The following is a 2225-nucleotide window of genomic DNA, read 5'->3' as shown; positions in this document are numbered from 1 at the left end:
GACATTTGCCAATGGTGCTTCTTGTACATGTCGCGCAGAGTGATGGTATCGACCAGAATCTGGTTCAGGATTTCCACGCTCTGGGCACGCGCATTGTCTTCGAGCGCGATCGGTAGGTCTTTCAACGTACCGTACGGCTGGATTTCGCGATAATTGACGCCGTAGCGCGGCTGCGCTTCGTCCGTGGACGCGTTGCTCGCTTTGGACGGCTTTTTGGCCATGGGGTTCAGCTCCGAAATTGCATGAGGATCGTGCGTCTCCACAACAAGGGACCGGCCCGAAGGGTCCCGATCAGAGGAGCTGTGATCCTTTGAGGCTGGTCGCCGGAGGGCGGGGCCGGCGAGCGCACTGGAACGGTTCCCACCGTTCTTTTGGCAACGGGCGCATGGCTTCGGAACTGACCTTCCGTTGCAACGTCGGGCATGCAGTTGACTTTGCGAGGCCTGATGACCGGACCGACGTTGGTGTTTCTTCACGCACTTGGTGCAAGCGCGAAAGAGTGGAAGCCTGTTCTCCATTATCTACCAGGGCGTGATTGCGTCGCGCTCGACCTGCCAGGCTTCGGGGCGGCCGCACCATATGGCTATCTGAACGTTGCTGCGATGGCGGATTGGCTGGCGGGCGAGATACGGTCTCGCGCTTTGTCTTCGTGCGTGCTCGTCGGCCATAGCATGGGAGGCAAGATCGCAACGCTTGTCGCTGCACGAGCCGCGCGGGGGGAGATCGGATTATCCGCAATCCTAGGCGTCGTTCTGGTTGCCGCATCGCCCCCCTCGTCCGAACCCATGGACGAGGATCGTCGCGCCGAGATGATCGGCTGGTTCGCGGAAAAGCAGGCATCACACGGCGAAGCCGCAACGTTCGTCGACGCCAACACCGCGGCACGATTGCCGCCCCCCTTACGCGACACGGCGATCGACGACGTACGGCGGTCGAGCCGCGAGGCATGGCTCGGATGGCTGGAACGCGGCAGTCGGGAGGATTGGAGCGCCGAGGCGGGGATCATCTCGATACCTGCCCTGATCCTCGCCGGCGCGGACGATGGCGATCTGGGTGAGGACGCCCAGCATCGGCTCAACCTGCCGCATTACGTGACGGCCGATGTTCAGGTCGTGCAGGGAGCGGCCCATCTTATCCCCTACGAACAGCCGCAGGTGCTCGCCGCGTTGATCGAAGGCCATGTCGCGAACGTCACGCAAGCCGAATTGCCCGCCGATTTCGCGACGCTGCTCGGTTCCGATCGCGTCAGCCGCAGGACCCGCGCCGCCCTGCTGGACCGCCTGCGTCCTCCTGCCCCCGCTGCGATCTGGTCGGCGGAAAACCGCACCATGGCAACGGCTCTGGTCGCGCAGATCCTGCCCGATGCTGACGGCGCGGCCATTCTGGCGGATCGCATCCTGAGCGGCATCGCGGACGGGACCGGGGATGGCTGGCGCTTCGCGATACTGCCGCCCGACCGTGAGGCATGGCAGCGCGGGCTTGCGACGATGGCGGCCTATGGTTTCGCCTCCCTCGACCTCGGCGCGCAGACCCGCTTGCTCGAACGTGTGGCCAACGGCGAGGTCGGCAACCGTGAGGATGAGGCACAGCTCTCTCCCGAACAGATGGCGTTGTGGTTCGAGGACGTGCGCGCCGAAACGGTGCGCATCTGGATGTCGCTGCCGGCGACGATGGCAGCGATCGGCTATGACGGCTTCGCGGTCGGTGGCGATGGTCGCCGCAAGCAGGGATACACGCGCACCGGCGCCAACGACCTGGAAGCCTGGCAACCGTCGGTGGAGCGCGCCTCGTGACGTCGAAACATTACGGTGCGCATGAGGTCGTCGATGCCGTGGTGATCGGCACGGGCGCAGGTGGCGCACCGCTTACCTCCCGGCTGGCGCAGGCAGGCTTGTCGGTGGTGGCGCTGGAGGCGGGCCGACCGTTCCGCCCCGACGACCACGTCGCCGACGAGATCGCCGCCGACATCTACTGGATGGAGGAGCGACTGAGCGGCGGGGCGACCCCGACGGCGTTCGGTTCGAACAATTCGGGGATGGGCGTCGGCGGGTCGACCTTGCACTGGGGCGCCTTTTGCCCCCGCCCCGATCCGCGCGACCTGCAACTGAAGACGATGACCGGCGAGGGTGCCGACTGGCCCATCGATCACGCCGAATTGATCCGCTACATTGCGGAGGTGGAGCAGTTTACCGGCGTATCCGGACCGGACGACTACCCATGGGACG

The 2225-nt window shown here is 65.1% G+C and carries 1 protein-coding gene and 2 pseudogenes; 2 read left to right on the top strand and 1 reads right to left on the bottom strand.

What is annotated here, in order from left to right:
• Positions 1–221: pseudogene (locus AC07UH_RS21465) on the bottom strand (DNA starvation/stationary phase protection protein); the annotation flags it as partial.
• Between the two features lie 225 nt (positions 222–446).
• Here AC07UH_RS21465 and AC07UH_RS21460 point away from each other — a divergent pair.
• Both AC07UH_RS21460 and AC07UH_RS21455 read left to right on the top strand, forming a co-directional pair.
• Positions 447–1793 carry an alpha/beta hydrolase gene (locus AC07UH_RS21460; protein ID WP_495182207.1) on the top strand — a complete coding sequence of 449 codons (1347 nt, stop codon included), beginning with the start codon at positions 447–449 and terminating at the stop codon, positions 1791–1793.
• Positions 1790–2225, top strand: a pseudogene (locus AC07UH_RS21455) (GMC family oxidoreductase); the annotation flags it as partial. The gene AC07UH_RS21460 and the pseudogene AC07UH_RS21455, both read left to right, overlap by 4 nt.

It is taken from the genome of Sphingomonas sp. GW821-FHT04B01 (assembly GCF_059420425.1).
This window is presented reverse-complemented; position numbering and strand designations above follow the sequence as displayed.

What these genes read in the sequence shown, in the direction of transcription:
- AC07UH_RS21460 (WP_495182207.1), top strand. Translation starts at nt 447, where the DNA reads ATGACCGGACCGACGTTGGTGTTTCTTCACGCACTTGGTGCAAGCGCG.